Annotated in this window: 16 protein-coding genes; 8 read left to right on the forward strand and 8 right to left on the reverse strand. The window is 38.8% G+C overall.

The window, feature by feature from the left end:
• Positions 1 to 36 precede the first annotated feature (36 nt).
• Entirely contained in the window at positions 37 to 2499 is a 2463-nt protein-coding gene (locus tag ACST15_RS06375) for a bifunctional YncE family protein/alkaline phosphatase family protein (RefSeq protein ID WP_459453858.1), read from the reverse strand.
• Positions 2500 to 2629: 130 nt separating this feature from the next.
• Between ACST15_RS06375 and ACST15_RS06380 the strand changes: the two genes are divergently transcribed.
• The gene (locus tag ACST15_RS06380) at positions 2630 to 3040 is read left to right on the forward strand and encodes a GNAT family N-acetyltransferase (protein ID WP_459453859.1); all 411 of its coding nucleotides are present in this window, start codon (positions 2630 to 2632) and stop codon (positions 3038 to 3040) included.
• A gap of 4 nt (positions 3041 to 3044) precedes the next feature.
• On the opposite strand, the gene ACST15_RS06385 is transcribed toward ACST15_RS06380, so the two are convergent.
• Positions 3045 to 4784 (reverse strand): T9SS type A sorting domain-containing protein, encoded by a 1740-nt coding sequence (locus ACST15_RS06385; RefSeq protein WP_459453860.1) that lies wholly within the window; start codon positions 4782 to 4784, stop codon positions 3045 to 3047.
• A gap of 246 nt (positions 4785 to 5030) precedes the next feature.
• On the opposite strand from ACST15_RS06385, the gene ACST15_RS06390 reads away from it, so the two are divergent.
• The 5 genes from ACST15_RS06390 to ACST15_RS06410 all read left to right on the forward strand — a co-directional run bounded on the left by ACST15_RS06390 (position 5031) and on the right by ACST15_RS06410 (position 11882).
• Positions 5031 to 6416: a DUF6056 family protein gene (locus tag ACST15_RS06390; RefSeq protein ID WP_459453861.1), complete on the forward strand. Its 1386-nt coding sequence runs from the start codon at positions 5031 to 5033 to the stop codon at positions 6414 to 6416.
• Between the two features lie 65 nt (positions 6417 to 6481).
• Entirely contained in the window at positions 6482 to 9487 is a 3006-nt protein-coding gene (locus ACST15_RS06395) for an amidohydrolase family protein (RefSeq protein ID WP_459453862.1), read from the forward strand.
• An 11-nt stretch (positions 9488 to 9498) separates the two neighbouring features.
• Positions 9499 to 10800 carry an amidohydrolase family protein gene (locus ACST15_RS06400; protein ID WP_459453863.1) on the forward strand — a complete coding sequence of 434 codons (1302 nt, stop codon included), beginning with the start codon at positions 9499 to 9501 and terminating at the stop codon, positions 10798 to 10800.
• A 198-nt stretch (positions 10801 to 10998) separates the two neighbouring features.
• A complete protein-coding gene (locus ACST15_RS06405; RefSeq protein ID WP_109324460.1) occupies positions 10999 to 11205 on the forward strand; it encodes a helix-turn-helix transcriptional regulator in 207 nt (68 codons plus the stop codon).
• A gap of 101 nt (positions 11206 to 11306) precedes the next feature.
• Complete coding sequence (locus ACST15_RS06410; protein WP_459453864.1) at positions 11307 to 11882, forward strand: hypothetical protein; 576 nt, start codon at positions 11307 to 11309, stop codon at positions 11880 to 11882.
• Here the strand turns inward: ACST15_RS06410 and cysM are convergent.
• From cysM to bshC, 4 genes are read right to left on the reverse strand one after another with little or no spacing between them, the layout of a single operon-like run.
• Entirely contained in the window at positions 11868 to 12743 is an 876-nt protein-coding gene (cysM, locus tag ACST15_RS06415) for a cysteine synthase CysM (protein ID WP_459453865.1), read from the reverse strand. The genes ACST15_RS06410 and cysM overlap by 15 nt on opposite strands.
• Position 12744: 1 nt before the next feature.
• Positions 12745 to 13545, reverse strand: coding sequence for a serine O-acetyltransferase (locus tag ACST15_RS06420; RefSeq protein WP_459454002.1), 801 nt, complete (start codon positions 13543 to 13545; stop codon positions 12745 to 12747).
• A gap of 17 nt (positions 13546 to 13562) precedes the next feature.
• A complete protein-coding gene (gene mnmH / locus ACST15_RS06425) occupies positions 13563 to 14588 on the reverse strand; it encodes a tRNA 2-selenouridine(34) synthase MnmH (protein ID WP_459453866.1) in 1026 nt (341 codons plus the stop codon).
• Complete coding sequence (gene bshC / locus ACST15_RS06430; protein ID WP_459453867.1) at positions 14581 to 16143, reverse strand: bacillithiol biosynthesis cysteine-adding enzyme BshC; 1563 nt, start codon at positions 16141 to 16143, stop codon at positions 14581 to 14583. The genes mnmH and bshC overlap by 8 nt, the downstream gene beginning before the upstream one ends.
• Before the next feature lie 107 nt (positions 16144 to 16250).
• On the opposite strand from bshC, the gene ACST15_RS06435 reads away from it, so the two are divergent.
• A complete protein-coding gene (locus ACST15_RS06435; RefSeq protein WP_459453868.1) occupies positions 16251 to 17387 on the forward strand; it encodes a PorP/SprF family type IX secretion system membrane protein in 1137 nt (378 codons plus the stop codon).
• Here ACST15_RS06435 and ACST15_RS06440 read toward each other — a convergent pair.
• On the reverse strand, positions 17384 to 17854 hold the full coding sequence (locus ACST15_RS06440) for an NADH-quinone oxidoreductase subunit A (RefSeq protein WP_459453869.1): 471 nt from the start codon (positions 17852 to 17854) through the stop codon (positions 17384 to 17386). The two genes, ACST15_RS06435 and ACST15_RS06440, sit on opposite strands and share 4 nt — an antisense overlap.
• Positions 17854 to 18471: a DedA family protein gene (locus tag ACST15_RS06445; protein ID WP_459453870.1), complete on the reverse strand. Its 618-nt coding sequence runs from the start codon at positions 18469 to 18471 to the stop codon at positions 17854 to 17856. Before ACST15_RS06445 ends, ACST15_RS06440 begins: the two co-directional genes overlap by 1 nt.
• Positions 18472 to 18585: 114 nt before the next feature.
• On the opposite strand from ACST15_RS06445, the gene ACST15_RS06450 reads away from it, so the two are divergent.
• A complete protein-coding gene (locus ACST15_RS06450; protein ID WP_459453871.1) occupies positions 18586 to 18969 on the forward strand; it encodes a hypothetical protein in 384 nt (127 codons plus the stop codon).
• The last annotated feature ends 11 nt before the right edge of the window (positions 18970 to 18980 follow it).

Raw genomic sequence — 18980 nt, forward strand, 5'->3', positions numbered from 1 at the left:
TGGCTCATTAAAATCAAAAAAATATAAACGAAAATTTTAATCCTCATCCTCATCGTCTTCTTTCGTATTTAAAATGGCTGCTCGGCGTGGAGCTGGCATTTCAGAATGCTCGCCATGTACTGATTTCCAAATAATTTGATTTAATACTAAATCAGGAATAGCATCCTCCTTAGAAAAATCTAGTTTTTCACTTAATCGAGCACTTTCTGTATCGGCTTTGTTCTTCTCAAAAATATCTACTTGAGGAGCTATATGTTGGAAAGGTCTAAGATCGGCTTTGGAAGTAAAGCATCTATACATCGGCGTAGCTGCGGCATCATACTGGCTCATTGGGGGTAATCCTAAGATTAATTCCATGGTTCTCAACATAGAAGAAGTAGAATAAGGAGTATGATCTACAAAACCTCTTTTAACAAAACCTCCCGCAACATAAGCCGTAGTTCGGTGTGCATCTACGTGATCTGATCCATTTTGAGCATCATCTTCCACGATAAAAATGGCAGTTTCTTTCCAAATTTTAGATTTTGATAGATGCTCTACGAATAAACCAATGGCATAGTCATTTTCTGCCACAAAGGCTGTAGGCGTATAAGAACCCAGTTTTTGACCTTCCGTATGGTCATTCGGGAATCTCAATGAATTAAATTGAGGAACCTGGTTTTTGGCTAATAAGGCATCAAAATCCTTTTTCCAACGATGGAAACGAAGCGTATCCATGATTTTCTGGTCGAAAGAAGGAAAATCTGGACAAAAATGCCCAGCAATGGACGGGATATTGGGTTTGAAATCATCTGCAAATTCTCCATAAGTTCTATATGAAACACCTGCTCTTTTGCAGTAATCCCAAATAAATCCATTTTTAGGATTAGCAATGCTGCGATTCCCCTCTCCGTCATATTTTCCTCCTCTTCCGCCATAACCCGTTGGCCATGTTTTTTCTAAATAATCCGTCGCATGAGCTGAAGTAGACCAGTTGTGGCCGTCCGAACTCACTTCTCCATCTACATAAAAATTATCGAGTAAGACAAAGTCTTTCACTAATTTATGTTGGTTAGGAGTAACTTTCTCTCCAAATAAAAGTAAAGATAAATCGCCATTACCACCCTTGACATCAGCTAATACCTGATCGTAGGTGCGGTTTTCTTTTAAAATATAAAACACATATTTAATGGGTGACTTTCCTCCAACTCGGGAAGGTATGGGGTTCCCTTTTTCCCCTTTGGCTTGAAGTTCAATCTGCTTATTGTAGGGTGTATTGGTATACACAGCACGGGAAATTATAGCTAATTCAGCACCTGTTGGCTCTTGAAATAAAGACATTGTCCCTTTCATTAAGCCTCCAATGTATTCTACTTTTGCCTTTCTCTCATTATCTGCTTGCTGGTAGGTTACTTTTTGAATTTTAGCTAATGGATTTGGTCCTTTGGGGTTGGCAAAGGAAGAAAATCCTTTTCCATTGGCCACGTAGACTGTTTTTCCAATTACCTTGACGGCGGTAGGATACCAACCTACAGGAATAAAGCCTAATGATTTAGATTTTCCAGGCTTTTCCACTTCAAATACTGCCAAGCAGTTATTGTCTGCATTTGAAATATATAGCCTTTCCTCATCCTCTGATAGGGCTAATCCGTTAGTAGAAGAACCCTCTAAAGCATTTGGAAATAAGGCAGCATTTAATACTTCTATTACTTGATGATTGCTTGTATTGATTACAGAAACTGAATTATCGTTGGCATTTGCTACAAACAAAGTTTTACCATCTTTGGTCAATAAAATCTCATTTGGGTGATCGCCTACGGCTATGCCTTTGTCAAAGCTTTTTGACTGGCAATTAAAAGGAAGCACTTGAGCACCTCCCCAAATGGAGATATACAATTTTTCTCTATTGGGACTTAATATACACGTAAATCCTTCAGCAGGTAAGGCAAATGATTCGCTTACCTTATTCTGACGAACATCCACCAAATAGAGTTTATTATTGTCTTTGGATACAACATATAATATTCCACGTTCATCATCCAAAGCCATGCCTGTTGGAGATATGATGTCTTTTGCTTTATCCGTTAATGAAATAGAACCCTTCGCAACGAGTTGTTTATTACTTATTTCAAACTTTAACACTTTATTGTCATTCCCACCGGAGGCATAAACAGTTTTATTGTCTTTTGAAATAGCTAAGCCGTACCAAGATTTGGCTACTTCTACACTATGTACTACCTCGTTCGATTGAGTATCGATTAATTGTAAACTTTGTATGCTTTGGCCATTATTAGTCGCCACCATCCATTGTTTGTTGGCCGTTACCGCTAAATTTAGTGGCAAATCACCTAGGGAAAGAGATTTTCCATGGGGGGATAATTTCCAGCCATTAGGTAGTCTTACCCTCTTTTTTTGTAAATCTTGTTGTAATTTGCTGCTACCTTGGCCCAGCATTGGGTGACCCATCAAGAATGAGCAGGCTAAGCCTAAAAAAAGGCTTTTAGAAAAATGTATTTTCATAGTGAAAGGTTTTGATTGTTCAATTTACAAGCATTTTTAAATAAATGAATCCTGAAATCATTTTTTAATGATTTGGTAAAATGCTACACAAAGGCTGAAACTAGATTAGAATGAATAAAATGTATATCAAATGGAAATTAGCTACCGAGAAAATCCAATAATTGAACTAAAGGATTTTATGGCCATTTTAGAAAGGTCTACTTTAGGACAAAGAAGACCTATGCACGATATCGCTGCCATGCAAACCATGCTAGATCATGCTAACGTTTATGTGGGGGCTTATGATGGAGATACATTAGTGGGCTTAGCCAGAGGAATGACGGATTTTGTTTACACCACCTATTTGGCAGATTTAGCCGTTGATGTTGACTTTCAACATCAGGGAATTGGAAAAGAATTACTGATTCGAGTGAAAAAATTACACCCTAGGGCCAAATTAATATTGTTAGCGGCTCCTGCAGCTCAAGGCTATTATCCTAAAATTGGCATGCAAAGACATGAGCATTGCTTTTTCATTGATGATGTCAATGAAATTCGATAAAGCTCTATTTAACTATCGCTAAGCGCTTGGTGATAGTTGAGCCATCAAGCCCCGTGGTACTCAAAAAGTAATTAGCCGCAGGTAATTTGGATAAATCCACCACCTTGAAAAAAACAGCTAGGTAGGTGTCTTCAAAAACTATATTACCTTTCATGTCATAGATTTTTAAAGTACCAGTCGACATATTTTGCCAGCGGATGGTAATGTTATCTACTGCTGGATTAGGTCCTATACTAAAATCAAAGTTTTGATCTAGGCGCACAATGGGAATTCCCGAGAAAGCAAAAGCTCTCATACCAGCCTTATTTCTAAGAAAAGGCCCCGGGAATGGTGCTTTATTGAAATTATAAAACTCCCTAAAATAATCTGGTAGATAACTGATAATCTCGCTTGGGTATTCTTGGTTTAAGTTAAGAATGACCTTATTCCCTTCCACTTCGATGTTGTCTATGTACTTGGCGGCACTTACCGCATTAATACCATCATAAAAGAAATTATCTTTCATGATGCGCTTTTGAGTTTTTCCTGTTGGATCTATAAAGGTGGTATCAGTAGGAGCCACCATTATTTGACCTTGCTCAAATTCCAAGTACAACTTCCTTGTTTCGGATTTTGATTTGAAATAGGCTTTAACCACATTCGGACTATAAACTTGCTTATCCCAAGGGCGCTTATAAATTTCCGCAGAAATGATTCGGAATTGTTCAAATCCACTTTGGCGATAACCTTCATTTCCATAGTGTAAACCATCAAATTGCTTGGTTCCAACAGTCGCAAATGACTTAACATATAGGTCATTCGTATATTGGGCACGTTGGTTTTCTCTTACTAAAGCAGCGGGTGAATATTGGAATTCATAAACGTTAGTCTGAGGACAAAAAACATACTTAGCACTGGGGAAATACTTCTTATACTTCGTTTTTAACTGATCAAATTTCCACCACCAGTCGAAAGGACTGCCCGCCGGAAGGGTAGATTCTGCTTCACCTTGTCGGTAAATAATGGCCTGCACCTTATCAATTACCCCCGCTTTTATGGCTTTGTAGAGCATGATATTTCCACCATAAGGAGCTTTTAAATCACCATCTAGGATTAAATGGAAATCGATGTTGGAGCCACCGGCAGCAGAATTAATAAAACAAAAAGGGATTTTTTCGGACTCAATTAAGTATTTAGCAATTTCAGAAACCCATGGGCCTACTCTGGCTTGATCGGTTGCCAAAGACCACAAGGTATCGGCTAATTTATATGGACCATAATTATCCGGAGCTTGAACCGCCCCAAAGGACCTTAAATATTCTCCTTGAAATACTTTATCATCAATGGGACCAATCCAGGCATTGGATTGCCCACTCACTAAAAAGGCATCTCCTGCGACTATGTTTTTCCTTTTGACAACCAAGCTAGAATCTAAGCCAATGAATTGATAGACCTCAACGTCATATTCTGCTAATTCCGCATTGATACTAAATTTGTTTTTATAAGGATTGCCGGCTGTTAAGGCTGTTTTGTCGTATTTAAATAAGTTTCCATTTCTAAAAATCTTCACTGAAACCGCCGTGATGGATTTATTAGTAATATCGGCTACGATAGGAATATCAGCTTTGTTTTTATCGTCCCTAGGATAAAAGTGATAATTCTGAGGTAATTTATTGAATACAAAATCACCAATTTTTTGGGCACTCAACTCTGTTTTAATACAAAAACTTAAGAGGCAACAAAAAATTAAAATTCGATGAATCATGGATATGCTTTTCTTTCCCTAGCTGAAAACTTCTGACAAATATATTTAGGAAACCCTGTACAAGGTATCAATATTTTTAAATTTATTCATTCCTTTCCGTGCAATACGCCATTAATTTATTCCCCGGTGTGGTTCATTTTCTTATTATGAGATCCTGATTCAAACTCTTCAAGGGTTTAATTTTTTTGATTTTTATCCGTATTTTTACCACATACCTGTCTTTTACAGGGTTCTATATTTTCAAACATGTCCCAAACTAACCTATCCAAAGCTCGGATTAAATCCCTTACTCTTCTTTCCTTAGGCTTTATTTTTTGGGGAATGATGGTCTATCTGATGGGGACTATGGCATTAGCTAACGGCCCCAATATTACCGACGATTTTTGTTTTGCCTGGGTTGGGAAAGAATATGGAGTTTTTGGAGGTGCCTATCAATATTATATCGGGTGGAGTGGGCGCTATTTTGGCAACATCATGTTACACCTCAATCCATTAATTTTTAGTCCAGATTTCGGCTATTTCAAATGGGGAACTTGGCTGCTCATGGTGCTGGGATTGGCCAATGCACTATATTTATTTAAAAACATCTATCAGCAATCTTGGCACAGTTCCAAGGTACTTTGGAGTGCTTTGGTTTTTCAAGCCATAGGATGGTATACCATTCCAGGCTTTTATGAATGGTATTTTTGGTTTTCTGGGCTCTTTTACCCACTTTCTTTTCAGGTGGTCATCCTGTTTTTCAACCTTTATTATTTTGAAAAAGCGAAAGTGATTCGTTTTTTCCTTTTGCCCCTCGTGCTATTTTTTCTAATTGGTAGTAGTGAAATCACCATGATTTTCTTTTCAACTGTATTCGGGTGTTTACAGCTATATCGACTGATAAAAATCAAAAAGATAGAACCAGAACTTTGGCTTTTGGGAATCGTCTGGGTCATTGGTTTGGCATTGGTCATTTTGGCTCCAGGAAATGCCATACGTGCTACTAAACATATTGCCCTCATCGACGGCCTGGTGGAGGCGGCTAAAAGTGCAGGAAAACAGCTTATTTTATTTTCAAAAGAGCCTCTTTTTTGGCTAATGAATCTTTGGATTATCTTATTTGGTACAGGTCAAAAAAAGGCATCAGTGATCTCTTGGGCTAGCTTTCTAGGTTTGATGGGTATATTTGCTTTGGGGTATTATTTGAGCTTTTTGCCTATTTCTTTAGCTTTAGATGAATCAGGAATTCCTAACCGTACTTTGAGTCTATTGTTTATGTATTTGTTGATGGCTTCAGGCTATTCTAGTTTTATCCTACACCAAAAAATAGCATGGACACTTCCAGAAAAGTTTAAATTCCCCGTCCAAGTTTTGATCATGCTACTAATTTTGCCCAATATGCATTACAGTAAAAGTGCTCGACTGATGGCCGCTGAAATTAGTTCAGGGACTGCTTTTCAATTTGCCAAAGAGCAAAAAGCAAGGTTTGATGCAATCCAACAAACTACTGAGGCTCAGGTGGAGATACCTGCTATTCAAACTAAATCTGCCTTTTTATTTAATGAGGAAATTTCTAGCGACTCAAGTCACTTGTGGTGTAAATGCATAGCCAAATATTATGGCAAAAAACAAGTTCGACTTAAAAACAATTGAATGTCAATACAGGTTAATAAAACTCTAAGCATTCAATACCTTTAAAATTCATTAATAAACTTAACATGAAACACCTTTTTACCTGGGGGGCTTTAGCCTACCTTTGGCTCATTATTATCCCCATATTTGGCCAAACAACCTATCCACTCAATGATGTGGCCAATCCAAGAAAAGGATACTATGCTTTCACTCATGCAACCATTGTGAAGGATACTAAAACTACCTTAACTGATGCCACCCTAATCATTCGTCAAGGGAAAATTGAGCAAGTAGGAGTTAACATACCAATCCCCAAGGAAGCCGTGGTGCTAGATTGCCAAGGGAAGTTTATTTATCCTTCCTTTATCGATATGTATACCGATTATGGAACTCCAGCCATTTCCAGTGGAGGAGCAAGTTACCGAGCTCCATCTCAAATGTTATCCAATACCAAAGGGCCTTATTCTTGGAATCAAGCTTTAAAGTCGGAGGTAGCCCACGTGAAATTATTTAATGTCAATGAAGCCAAAGCAAATGAATTGCGACAAGCAGGTTTTGGAGTGGTACTGACGCATCAAATGGATGGAATTTCTAGAGGAGCTGGTGCGATTGTGAGCTTGGCTAATCAGAAAGAAAACTTGGTTATTTTAAAAGAAAAGGCCTCGGCTCATTATTCTTTTAGCAAAGGTTCATCTACCCAAGATTATCCAACTTCCTTGATGGGGAGCGTGGCTTTATTAAGGCAGAATTTTTTAGATGCCCAATGGTATAAATCCAAACCTGTAAAAGAAGGCTTAAACCTGAGTTTGTCCTCTTTTAATGAGCATTTGTCTTTACCTCAAATTTTTGAAGTAAGTGATAAATGGTCGGCTTTACGTGCAGACAAGATTGGAGATGAATTTGGTATACAATATATCATCAAAGCGGCAGGTGATGAGTACCAGCGCATGGAAGATATTAAAACAACACAAGCGAGCTTCATTTTGCCTTTAGCTTTTCCTCAAGCGATGGATTTGGAAGATCCAACCGACGCTCGTTTTGTGAATGTGGCTGAATTAAAGCATTGGGAGTTAGCTCCAACCAATCCAGCGGCTTTTGAAAAGGCAGGCATTCCTTTTGCCCTTACAACACACGGTTTAAGGGAAACAACTTCTTTCCTTGCCAACCTAAAAAAGGCAATTCAAATGGGCCTTTCGGAGCAGAAAGCAATGGAAGCCTTGACTACCACACCTGCACAGCTTTTGGGCATTGCTGACCAAGTAGGTACTTTAGAATCAGGGAAATTGGCCAATTTCTTAATTACAACGGGTCCAATATTTCAAGATAAAACCCAAATGGTCGAGAACTGGGTCCAAGGAATTGGCTATGGCGTACAGATTGACGCCTGGTCAAATTTAAGTGGGAAATATGCCTTCCAATTAGGACCTGAAAAATATACTTTGGTAGTCAAATCGGATTTAAAAGCTACTTTACAAGGTGCCGATACCATCCAGGTTGAATTAAGCCAAAAAGATCAATTAGTCAATTTAGTATTTAGCAAGAAAGCAGACGCAGGCAAAAGGGTTCGTTTGACTGGTACTCAACAAGGGTCTAATTGGTTTGGTACAGGACAATTAGCCTCAGGAGATTGGGTTAGTTGGAAAGCTACTCGTGAGGGGGCTATGGAAGAGGCAAAATCAGATAAAAAGGAAAAGAAAACAGAAGATGAATCCTTAGGCGCTTTGGTTTATCCATTTAATGGTTTTGGTCAAAAGAGTAAGCCCAAACAGGAAAATATATTAATAAAAAATACCACTGTTTGGACCAATGAAAAACAAGGAATTTTAAAGGAGACGGACGTATTGGTTAAGAATGGAAAAATTGTCTCGATTGGTAAAAATTTAAAGGATGCAAGTGCCAAGGTAATTGATGGAACCAATAAGCACGTAACGGCGGGTATCATTGATGAACACTCCCATGTGGCAGCCACCGGAGGTATCAATGAATGTTCACAATCTGTAACTGCGGAAGTGCGCGTGGCCGATGTGATTGATCCAGAAGATGTAGAAATTTATAGGCAATTAAGTGGAGGCGTGACCAGTAGCCATATTTTACACGGAAGTTGTAATACGATCGGTGGTCAAACCCAATTAATCAAATTTCGTTGGGGACAAAACGCCGAGCAAATGAAGTTTGCTAATTGGGATCCATTTATCAAGTTTGCCTTGGGTGAAAACGTGAAACGTTCTTACAATACCGCTAATAACCGATTCCCAGATACTAGAATGGGGGTAGAGCAAGTCTTGATTGATGCATTTACTCGGGCTAGGGAATATGAAAAATTAGGGCCAGGAAAAAGAATTGATTTGGAATTAGAAACCTTGTTGGAGATTCTAAATAAGAAGCGATTTATTACATGTCACTCCTATGTGCAGAGTGAGATTAATTCTATGATGAAGGTAGCAGAGAGCTTTAATTTTACCGTAAATACATTTACTCACATCTTAGAAGGGTATAAAGTTGCGGATAAAATGAAACAGCATGGAGCCAATGCCTCGACTTTCAGTGATTGGTGGAATTATAAAATGGAAGTATTAGACGCTATTCCTCAAAATGCTTATTTGATGCAAAAGAATGGTGTAAATGTAGCCATCAATTCAGATGATGCTGAAATGGCTCGACGATTGAATCAAGAGGCCGCTAAATCTGTGAAATACACAGGAATGAGTGAGGAGGATGCCTTAAAAATGGTTACTCTGAATCCAGCTAAGATGTTGCATGTGGCTGATCGAGTGGGAAGTATTAAAGAAGGAAAAGATGCCGACTTAGTGCTGTGGTCTGCGCATCCATTGAGTATTTATGCCAAATCTGAAAAGACGATTGTAGACGGAATGATTGTTTTTGATCGTGACTTGGACGCGACTTTACAAGCGAATTTGAAAGCAGAAAAACAGCGCTTGGTTCAAAAAATGGCAAATGCTAAAAAGGGAGGAGCCAGTACACGTCCGGCTGCACCCACCTTCAAAGAGTTAAATAATTGCGAAGAAGATCATCAACACGACAAAAGCCTTTGGGAGCGTATTCAATCTCGTATGGTTTTGACTGAAAACTAATAGACATCAATATGAAAAAAATATTCATAGCTATAATAAGTATGATTTCCTTGGGGCTTCAAGCACAGGAAACCATGCATCCTGCTCCTGCTCAATCAAAGAAAATAGTGATTACAGGAGCCACCATCCACGTCGGAAATGGGCAGGTGATTACATCGGGTAATGTGATCATTGAGAAGGGGAAATTGAAAATAGAAAACGGCACTCCTAGCTTAGGAACTGACGTAGAGCATATTGATGCCACAGGAAAACATATTTATCCTGGTATCATAGCACCCAATACGAACTTGGGTTTGGTAGAAGTAAGCTCCACTAGAGCTACTCTAGACTATGCCGAGTTAGGAGATATCCATCCCAATGTTCGCTCATTGGTAGCATATAATACAGATAGTAAAGTGATTAATACCTTACGAACGAATGGTATTTTAATGGCACAAATTGTACCACAAGGAGGATTGATAACTGGTAGCTCCAGTGTAGTACAATTGGATGCTTGGAACTGGGAAGATGCGGCTTATTTGGTAGATGAAGGAATACATATGACCATGCCAGCCTTGATTAATCGACCTAGTAATACCATAAGCCGAAGGGGAGCGGCCAACGGAGATCCTGTCAGAGCGGGTTTAGCACGCATTGAGCAGGCAAAAGGCTTTTTTAGGGAAGCCAAAGCCTATTTGAGTGAAAAATCCCATGCAGAGGTTAATTTGAAGTTTGAGGCAGTTAAAGGATTATTTGATCGCAGCCAGTCGCTCTACATTCATTGTGATTTAGTGAAGGAAATGCTAGCGGCTATCGAATTAAACAAAGAGTTTAATTTCAAATTAGTCATAGCAGGTGGAGCGGATAGTTGGATGATAGCAGATATTTTAAAGGAAAACCAGGTGAGTGTTATCCTTTCTGAGCCTCACAGTTTACCAGCTACAGAAGATGATGCCGTAGATCAGCCTTATAAAACAGGGGCTATTTTATATAAAGCTGGTGTTTTAGTTAGTATTAGCCAAGATTCAGGTGATGGATATACCCAGCAAAGAAATTTGCCCTTTATGGCAGGAACTTTAGCAGCTTATGGCTTGACGAAAGAGGAGGCATTGCAGGTTATTACCTTAAATCCAGCCAAGATTTTAGGAGTAGATAAAAAAACTGGAAGTATTGAAAATGGTAAAGATGCTAATATCTTGATTTGTCAAGGGGATTTATTGGATATGAAATCCAGTGTTTTGACTCATGCATTTATACAAGGCAGAGCTATAGATTTACAGAACAAACATACCCAGTTGTTTGAAAGGTATAAATATAAATATCAAATCAAGTAGTGGTGACATTGCATCAATACCAAATTATTGATTTTACTAATAAGCCTGAAATTCTCATTTCAGGCTATTTTTTTGCATTAGATGTGGGGTGAATATCAAAAAAATCATAAAATATGATATTTTTTTTATCTGCATTTGTAATTTATCAATCAATTCGAAACATTTGACCTATTAAGTGTAACCTAACCAACCAAAAGTATGAAAACCAAACATTTATTTTCTGTTGCTTTGATAAAATCAAGGCAATCTTTACAACTTACCCAACAACAAGTAGCCAGTGCCGTAGGAGTAAGCCAAAGCGCTTATAATTATTGGGAATCTGGTAAACATTATCCCAATGCGACAAAAATTTTTCAATTGACCAAGGTGCTTAAGATACCTTTGGAAGAAGTTATGGCCAGTTGATACCATACCTAGTGAAAGCCGGCTTTTCAAATGCCGGCTTTTCTATTTCTTATTTAGGTATTATCCGTACCTTTATGCCTGCATCAAACAATCTTCTTGTTTTGAGAAATCCGAATTCATATACCCGTCAATTTGCCCCCTTATTCTATTTATTGATGGGTTTACTATTTATTTCTTGTACAGAATCGGGTAAATCAAGTCCGAAAAATACCTATTTTGCTTGGGCAGATTTACTTAATTCCCATATCAAGTCTTTTGAAATCACTAAGCCCAAGGTACACAAAACCGTATTCTTGGATGGAGCCAAAGAGGTAAAAGTGGTATCGGATATTGATTGGTCCAAAGAATGGGCCTTGTTTTTAGAAGCTGATTTGAATAAACCAGCATTTGAAAAAAGTTACGATAATTTATCTGAGCCTGATATGATTTGGTACTCTTTGAAATTGGGAGAAAGTTTACCAGTCAAAAAATTCATGGTTCATTTAGATGACTTGAATAGACCAACCAGGGTGGAGATTGAAGTATCTCAAAAGAACTTTCTATTTGAAACTAGTAAAAATATGCACATGACATTTTCAGATGGACATGTACAAACCTATTACATTGAAGGGAGTCAAAAATTACGCTGGGCCAAAGCTACCCACTATAAATTATTAGGGGTATTACTCTCCAAATAAGTTACTTGATAAATAGCGGTCTCCTCGATCGCAAATGATACAAACAATCACGCCTTCTTCTAATTCTTCGGCTAATCGGAGACTCGCTGCAACGGCACCTCCACTGCTCATTCCTCCAAAAACCCCCTCTATTTTTGCTAGTTTTCTAGTCATATTCACGGCCTCTTCCTCAGCAATATCCATGATGCGGTCTACGCGCTCAGGTTGGTATATTTTTGGTCGGTAAGCTTCAGGCCATCTGCGAATCCCTGGAATTGAAGAGCCCTCCGTAGGCTGACAACCCACAATTTGGATGTTGGGATTTTGTTCTTTCAAGTACATGGAAGTCCCCATAATGGTTCCAGTAGTGCCCATGGAACTTACAAAATGGGTTATTTTACCTTGGGTATCCCGAAAAATTTCAGGACCTGTGGTTTTATAATGGGCCAAATAATTATCTGGGTTTTCAAATTGATTGAGTAAAATATATTCACCTGTTTCAGCTTTTTCAACAGCATAATCGCGCGCGGCTTCAATACTTTTGGTTAAGGTCACTTTAGCACCAAAAGCCTCCATGGTAAGCACACGTTCTCTAGTGGAATTAGCTGGCATAGCCAATTCTATTTCTAAATTATATAAGCGGGCAATCATGGCTAGTGCGATACCCGTATTTCCTGAAGTAGCCTCGATGAGCTTCATGCCAGGTTGGATATCTCCTCGATTTAAGGCAGACTCAATCATGTTTTTTGCAGCTCGATCTTTGACAGAACCACCTGGATTATTGCCTTCTAGTTTTCCAAAAATTTGCACATGCTTATGGTTGTGCAATTTATTTAATTCGACTAAAGGGGTATTGCCTACTAAGTCTAAAAGCGTGCTCATGTTAGTCTAGGATAACTTTTGTATTTTCTTGATGATATATTTTGGTGTTTGGTGCAACACTTCTGGTGAGCCAAACATTTCCGCCAATAACGGAGTTTTTGCCTACAACGGTATCGCCTCCTAAAATTGTGGCCCCTGAATATATTACCACATCATCCTCTATGGTTGGATGTCTTTTGGTAGATGCCATGCTTTTGTCCACGGACAATGCTCCTAAGGTTACACCTTGGTAGATTTTTACGCGTTCCCCAATGATACAGGTTTCACCAATAACAATTCCGGTACCATGATCCATAAAGAAATATCTACCAATACGTGCCCCTGGATGAATATCAATACCCGTTTTTGAATGGGCATATTCAGTTAATATACGAGGAATTAAAGGAACACCTAGCGCGCAGAGCTCATGAGCTAGGCGATAAAATGCCATGGCATAAAATCCAGGATAGGTTCGGATGACCTCAAAATCTGTGTTGGCAGCAGGATCCCCGTTGACCATTGCCTCTACATCAGTCAATAAGGTTTCATAGACCTTAGGAATACAAGCCATGTAGGATTGAGTAAGGCTATGAGGGTCCGTGGGTAATTCACTCTTCATGGAATGTAACATGGATTCTAATCCATTCTCAATACTTTCCCATACCGCTACCAATTCCTCTTTTTGTGAAAAATGTTTACGGGTTTGTTCTGGAAATAAGGTCAGAATAATTTTTGTAAATAGTTTCTTTACATCCGAAGTAGCAGGAAAATCACGAGTTTGCTCGTGCTTGGCTAAAATGGTATCTAGGAATTTGGAAGGCAACATAAGCTCTTAATTTTTTAGGCCTGCAATAAATGAGGTAGTATAGCCTCAACTTGTTTCTGCGTATTTAATGATTCTATTTCTAATCGTTGAATTTTATTCTTATCTCTTTGCTCTAATCCGTGTAAATAGGCTTTGTCATAATATTGAAGGGTGATTGCTGCCACCTCTTCAAATTGACCCATTTCCAAACTAGCCAAGGCTCTCTGATAATGTTGGCCACCCAGTCGTTTTTTTATTTTCTCAATGGCCTCAGCTAACAATTCTTTAGGATATTGGGCATATACTTCTACCAAATAAGGTAGTCGGTATTGGGCATCAATGTCCAAAAATAACACAGGAGCGTCTCTAAGTTGGTTATAAAATTCTAAATTCATGAATACTTTACCAATGTGTCGACTTTCGTCTTCCACCCAAATAGATTGCTGGTAATCCATTTGACGTAATTCATGAAACAAAAGATTTTCAAATTGCTCACTGGTGGGCTGCGGGGCCAATCCCAAATGCCCAAATGCTGAACCACGATGATGGGCGAGACCTTCCAAATCAATGACTTGTATGCCTCGTTTTTTCATTTCAATCAAAATTTCCGTTTTACCACTTCCTGTTTTTCCTCCCAAAACTCGCAGGGGAATAGGGGCCTCAAACGTTTTTAAAACCAAATGTCGGTATGCTTTATAACCCCCAATCAATAATTTGACCGGCAGGCCCGCTGTTTCTAATAACCATGCCATACTACCGCTGCGCATGCCACCACGCCAGCAATGAACGAGCAAAGGTTTTCCTTGAGCTAATTTTTTAGCTGTTTTTACCCAAGTGGCAAGTTTAGGTCCTACGATGGATAAACCTAATTCTACCGCTTTATCTTTTCCTTCTTTTTTATAGCAGGTTCCTACCGCTGCCCTTTCCTCATTACTGAACATAGGAAAGGATATTGCACCTGGAATATGCGCTCTTTCGTACTCTCCAGGTGACCGCACATCTAAAATAACCCCTTCGGAAGAAGCGGAGATGAAATCCACGGGGCTAAGTTTCTCAGGCATTGGAAGTTTTTAAGGGAATCACGTAAAGTTCAAAATTCAAAGGGTCAAAACTGGCCAGAAGGTCTTGAATGAGGCTAGGTTTTTCTGGGTAAAAATCTTGGAGATTATTATATCTTTCCTGCCATTGGCCATGCGGGAATAACCGATTTTTTACTTCTTTGATTTGTCGAATGGCCGTTTCATGGTTTTTTTCTTCCGCCCGCTTCAATTTTTTCTCCATTCGATTTAATCCATTAAGCCAACGTTGTTTTTCTGCCAAAATCAGACCTTCTAAGGTGGGGTCTACCTGCATGGCTTTTTGTATCATTTGTTCTAGTATAGGATTAACATCCTCAATTTCTTGTTTAAAATCTAGGCTGTAAACGGTATTGTCCAGTACATATTTCCGAATTAAGGAAGCTTCATCTAGGAATAAATCGGGGATAGAAATGCCTAATTTTTCGACTCTCTTCTGCTCTACACCCGGAAGAAGTAGGGCGAAATTTCTGGGTAATAGAATGGGGTAAAGTATTTGATGCTGGTCAAAAATGCCTTTTAATTGCAACCAATACGCCACTTCTGCGGGACCACCTAAGTAAGCCAAATTGGGTAAAATATATTCTTGATACAAAGGTCTAAGTACCACGTTCGGGCTAAATCTCTCTGGATGTAGCTTTAGCTCGTTTTTTAATTCTTGTGAACTAAATTGGATAGCTTGATTTAGTACCTTGTATACATCACCTTGCTTTTCAATGCGCTCCCTAATGCCATCATGTAGATAAAATAAATTGATTCCGCGGGCATTAATTTGAGTCTTGTATCCCAAATTATTTAATTGTTGATTTTGCTTTTCTACTAAAGATTCATGCACATGGTCCATTAAATCAGCTTCCATCACAGGGAGAAATAAGGATTTTAATCGCGCATCATCCGCGTCTAAACATACTAAACCCTCCTGGCCAAATAGTTCGTGCATATAACATCGAACAGCCTCAGCTAAGGTCTTGCTTTGGGTATAGGCTTGTTGGAAAACAGGTAAAGAAAAGGGTAAAGATTGAAGGAAGTCTTGCATTCCTTCCAATGAAAATCTTCCTACTGCCCCTGTTTGTTCTGTATTCCATGCGTAAGTAGCATCCTGAAGGTGTACATGATTAATTTCATCCCAATCATGGTCTTCCGTCGCCATCCAATACACCGGAATAAAGTGGTAGCTTGGATATTCGGCCTTCAATTTTTTTGCCAGATTAATCGTTGACACGATTTTATAAATGACGTACAAGGGCCCTGTCATTAAATTTAATTGGTGACCCGTGGTAACAGTAAAGGTTTTTTCATCCAATAATTTTCCCAAAGCTGGAACGTTATCAAGACCTTGATATTGATCTTCCAACACTTTTACCAATATTTTCCGATGCTCTAAAGGGAAAGGCTTTTTATCTTCTAATTGATTTTTAAAGCCCGAGATGGTCGGACTATTTTGATATAAGTTTTTTAAATTAGATTTCTCTTCTAAATAGTCAATCAGTAAGGAATTGAAACCAGAAAGATGAGATAGCGGGTAGCTTTGGGTAGGCATATGGTTGAATAGAAAGGGCCGTTAATATATAAAAACCCAACTGTTTTCCAGAAAGTTCGAACGAAATTAAATATATTTAACAGATTTTTGAGGTACTAATTTTTCTAATGAGATTTTTCGTCTTTCTTTTATTATTTCTAGTTGCACAATTGGGCCTAGCTCAACAAACACCTCAAGTTACTCAATTCATGATGAATCGTTATCTGTATAATCCTGCTTTTGCAGGATTTGAGGATTATAATGATATAAAAGTAGGGTATAGGCAGCAATGGGTAGGTTTAGCCGAGGGAATGAAAACCTTTTATGCGACGGCCAACTGGGCCATAGATAAATCGGATAGAACTTCTACTGGACCCACGCCTTATATGTCCAAGACGATTCGTCGGTCTTTTAATCCAACCAGAAGAAGAAAGAAGGATTATCGTTGGGAGTTTCATCAAGGTTTAGGCCTTCAGATTCAAGCTGACCAGTTTGGCCCCATGTCTACATTTTCTGTGGGGGGCTCCTATGCGTATCATGTTTCCTTGGGTGGGGAAGATAAATTATCAGTAGGAGCTACGGCGGGTTATTATTCGCGGGGTTTAAATATGAATAATTTCGATGTCAAAGACGGGGGAGACCCACTGATTTTATATTTAGATCCGCCAGCTGGAACGCCCATTACCAGTGCTCCTACTCCTTACGGATCACTTACGGCGGGCCAATTGCTAGCTAATGTTGGTGTGCTATATTATAATCGTGAGTTTTTCTTAGGTCTATCTGCCAATCAATTGATATTCGAAAATTTTACCTACGAGCGTTCAGATCCTTCTGCCTTGGATACGCTAAGTAGGAGGTATTATTGGCCCAATAATTCAGAATTTGACGATAATAAGGTCTTGACAAGGGCCTTATATTCTGGAACCATGAAGCCCAATATGTTTGCCATGGTGGGTTATCATTTTAGAACTTCCAAAGTTTTCACGATTTCTCCAGCAGCTATCGTTAAATTTTATAAAGCTGGCACCATGTCGATTGAGGGCAATATTAAAGCTGATTTCAATAAACAATTCTGGATGGGCTTGGGATATCGTCATAAAGAATCATATTCTGCCATGTTTGGAGTACAACTGCGGCATAATATGCACATGTCTTATTCTTATGATTTGCATCTGAATGGCCTCGCAAATCAATCCATGGGTTCTCATGAATTGGTATTGGGAATTACTTTAAATAATAAGATTGGAGTTCCTACGCCACATTAAGCGTTTTTAGCAGAATATTTATCTCGAATTTTTTGATAAGCTTGATCCGGAATCGGGCTTTCGGTTGTATGGTTGGGGGCTACAGGTTTTTCCCAGTTTAAATAACCTTTTACCCAAGCTAAGGCAAGTCCTAATGCTAAAACTCCAATGAAAATAAACATTTCTACCAAGGCATAACTAGACCAAAGGGGACTGGCTTTTTCTAAGTCAGGATGATGGAAAACCGAGGCCCAAGGAAAAAGAAAGATTAATTCTATTTCGAACAAAACAAAAAGAAGGGCAATTAAATAGAAGCGGGGATTGAACCGTATATTGGCATTTCCTACGGGAGCTTCTCCCGACTCATAGGTACTTAATTTTTCTACATTGGGGCGGTTGGGCCTTATCCATTTGGCTAAGGTTAGTATGAATGCCAAAAATAAAATTCCTGCAATCAAAAAGGCCGCGACATATCCAAAAGCTTCCATTATTGCCTCATTTTTAAATAGCCTTTAATGACTGTAAAGGTGGTTATTCCTAAGAAAAACAAAATAATGTAATGTACGTAATTGATTATCCAAGGGAAATGTTGCCCCAGGTAGTATCCTGACGTAACCAAAATTCCAACCCATAATCCCCCACCGATGACATTGAGTAATAAGTAACTATACCAAGGCATCCGACTGATACCAGCCAAGATGGGTGTAAAGGTTCTGACAACAGGCAAAAAGCGACTAATCACTAAGGCCATAAAGCCATACTTATCAAAAAAATCTCGGGTTGAATCCAGGTGTTTTTTCTTAAAAAAGAGACTATCGGGCCTATTTTCTAGGGATTTGCCAAAGAAACGACCGGATAAATAACCCACGAGGGACCCAATGACCGCGGCTAAAAAAATACTAGCTAAAAGGCCTGAAAGAGGTTCTTTTAGGACCCCAGTTCCTCCAAAAACTCCAGTCAAAAAAAGTAGATAATCTCCGGGCAAGAAAAAAGCGAAGAATAGTCCATTCTCTGCAAAAACAATTAATGTGATAACTAGTAAGCCAGAGCGAATGATGGTTTCAGAATCAGTTAACTGATGCCATAAAATATTTATTTCATCCATAATAGGGGCTATACTCGCTTATTAATCGTTGGTTTTTAGGCTTTTGTCTCAAAAAAATGTACATTGAGAGTATAAATATCCATTAAAATTTCCATTTTTTCCTACATTTGAGCAATGAAAACTTGGTTAGCCTCTTTCCTTTTTGTGATTATCTTTTCGGGATCCTGGATACCCAAGGTGGGAATGGAGCAAAGTTTCAAGGCAAACGAATTGCTAAAACACTTTCAAGATCATAAGCGACAGGCTCCAGCAGGCTTTAGTTTTATGGACTTTTTATGGATGCATTATGCCGCTGATTCGAAACATGCTAAAACCACCAAGCATCCCAGCTTACCTAGTTTTGATTTTAGTGGCGTAAGTGGCTATGTACTCCCATCTATTTATTTGATTTTCCTATTGCCTTTACTTTTTGTTTCGGCGCGTCGCCAGTTAATCAATTGGCAAAATCTATATCGTTTTTCATTAGCAAGAGTACTCATTGCTCCTCCTCGGTGCTAAGGTTTTGATAT

The sequence above is a fragment of the Aquirufa sp. Wall-65K1 genome, assembly GCF_054558475.1.

What these genes read in the sequence shown, in the direction of transcription:
- ACST15_RS06375 (WP_459453858.1), bottom strand. Translation starts at nt 2,499, where the DNA reads ATGAAAATACATTTTTCTAAAAGCCTTTTTTTAGGCTTAGCCTGCTCA.
- ACST15_RS06405 (WP_109324460.1), top strand. Translation starts at nt 10,999, where the DNA reads ATGAAAACCAAACATTTATTTTCTGTTGCTTTGATAAAATCAAGGCAA.
- ACST15_RS06385 (WP_459453860.1), bottom strand. Translation starts at nt 4,784, where the DNA reads ATGATTCATCGAATTTTAATTTTTTGTTGCCTCTTAAGTTTTTGTATT.
- ACST15_RS06390 (WP_459453861.1), top strand. Translation starts at nt 5,031, where the DNA reads ATGTCCCAAACTAACCTATCCAAAGCTCGGATTAAATCCCTTACTCTT.
- ACST15_RS06395 (WP_459453862.1), top strand. Translation starts at nt 6,482, where the DNA reads ATGAAACACCTTTTTACCTGGGGGGCTTTAGCCTACCTTTGGCTCATT.
- ACST15_RS06435 (WP_459453868.1), top strand. Translation starts at nt 16,251, where the DNA reads ATGAGATTTTTCGTCTTTCTTTTATTATTTCTAGTTGCACAATTGGGC.
- ACST15_RS06440 (WP_459453869.1), bottom strand. Translation starts at nt 17,854, where the DNA reads ATGGAAGCTTTTGGATATGTCGCGGCCTTTTTGATTGCAGGAATTTTA.
- bshC (WP_459453867.1), bottom strand. Translation starts at nt 16,143, where the DNA reads ATGCCTACCCAAAGCTACCCGCTATCTCATCTTTCTGGTTTCAATTCC.
- ACST15_RS06400 (WP_459453863.1), top strand. Translation starts at nt 9,499, where the DNA reads ATGAAAAAAATATTCATAGCTATAATAAGTATGATTTCCTTGGGGCTT.
- mnmH (WP_459453866.1), bottom strand. Translation starts at nt 14,588, where the DNA reads ATGCCTGAGAAACTTAGCCCCGTGGATTTCATCTCCGCTTCTTCCGAA.
- cysM (WP_459453865.1), bottom strand. Translation starts at nt 12,743, where the DNA reads ATGAGCACGCTTTTAGACTTAGTAGGCAATACCCCTTTAGTCGAATTA.
- ACST15_RS06380 (WP_459453859.1), top strand. Translation starts at nt 2,630, where the DNA reads ATGGAAATTAGCTACCGAGAAAATCCAATAATTGAACTAAAGGATTTT.
- ACST15_RS06450 (WP_459453871.1), top strand. Translation starts at nt 18,586, where the DNA reads ATGAAAACTTGGTTAGCCTCTTTCCTTTTTGTGATTATCTTTTCGGGA.
- ACST15_RS06445 (WP_459453870.1), bottom strand. Translation starts at nt 18,471, where the DNA reads ATGGATGAAATAAATATTTTATGGCATCAGTTAACTGATTCTGAAACC.